The organism is Lawsonibacter hominis, assembly GCF_014287895.1.
Lineage (GTDB): Bacteria > Bacillota > Clostridia > Oscillospirales > Oscillospiraceae > Lawsonibacter_A > Lawsonibacter_A hominis.
Window position 1 is genome coordinate 1 of the sequence record NZ_JACOPP010000083.1, and the last position, 860, is coordinate 860.

An 860-nucleotide genomic window follows, 5' to 3' on the forward strand; every position below is an offset into this window, starting at 1 on the left:
TTATGCGAAAGGCTATCCGGCGTGGCGATCTGTTCTATGCAGACCTGAACCCGGTGGTCGGCTCCGAGCAAGGCGGCATCCGCCCTGTCCTTGTTATCCAAAATGATGTGGGGAATCACTTTAGTCCTACCGTTGTTGCAGCAGCCATCACCAGCAGAAAAGCGAAGAACAGTCTGCCTACCCATATCCTACTTGAGAATGTGCCGGGGCTTGCGCCTACCTCTCTGCTTCTGTTGGAACAACTGCGGACAATAGACCGGAAGCGGCTCCGTGGTTACATTGGGCGTATCAGTAAAGAAAAAATGCTGGAGGTAGATGCAGCCCTGGCAATCAGCATCGGCATAGGATACCCCAACGAAAGGAGGACTCACAATGTATGAAAATGACGGCGGCCTACTCTCTCCCAGAGATGCCTACCGATTGATGTTAAAAGACTACCCGGATGTGATGGACATTGGTCAAATGTGTGAGGCGCTTGGCGTCAGTACAAAAACCGGGTACAAGTTACTTAAAGATGGGAAAATTGAGTACCTTAAAATTGGACGGGCTTACCGCATCCCCAAAGCCCACATTCTTCGTTATTTGAAAATCACCTGCTCCACTTTTGCGGAGTAGCAGGCTATGGTGTCGATCTTCACCGGATAGACGCAGAAAGTTAACAATTCTGACGCGGATTTACCTGGAGTTTTGTTCTGTCCGATGATACAATAAAGGTGTCATTGGTAGGTGAACTCAATACCGCAAAAGGAGGAACAGATCAGTATGCCAGCGGTACACCTGCAAGAAAACAGCAAACTAATCTCCGGCCATGTGGCCGAGAAAAAAGGGTATCTCTATTGGGTTCTAAACCTTACCGATGA

Annotated in this window: 2 protein-coding genes; both read left to right on the forward strand. The window is 48.8% G+C overall.

Annotated elements, in window-relative coordinates; all coding sequences use genetic code 11:
- The first annotated feature begins 2 nt into the window (after nucleotides 1-2).
- Nucleotides 3-380, forward strand: a complete 378-nt coding sequence (locus H8S57_RS16855) for a type II toxin-antitoxin system PemK/MazF family toxin (RefSeq protein ID WP_006354176.1) — start codon at nucleotides 3-5, stop codon at nucleotides 378-380.
- Complete coding sequence (locus H8S57_RS16860; protein ID WP_006354177.1) at nucleotides 373-615, forward strand: helix-turn-helix domain-containing protein; 243 nt, start codon at nucleotides 373-375, stop codon at nucleotides 613-615. Before H8S57_RS16855 ends, H8S57_RS16860 begins: the two co-directional genes overlap by 8 nt.
- Nucleotides 616-860: the final 245 nt, after the last annotated feature.

Bases quoted from the DNA above. Each gene is read 5' to 3' on its own strand.
- H8S57_RS16855 (WP_006354176.1), top strand. From the start codon at position 3: ATGCGAAAGGCTATCCGGCGTGGCGATCTGTTCTATGCAGACCTGAAC.
- H8S57_RS16860 (WP_006354177.1), top strand. From the start codon at position 373: ATGTATGAAAATGACGGCGGCCTACTCTCTCCCAGAGATGCCTACCGA.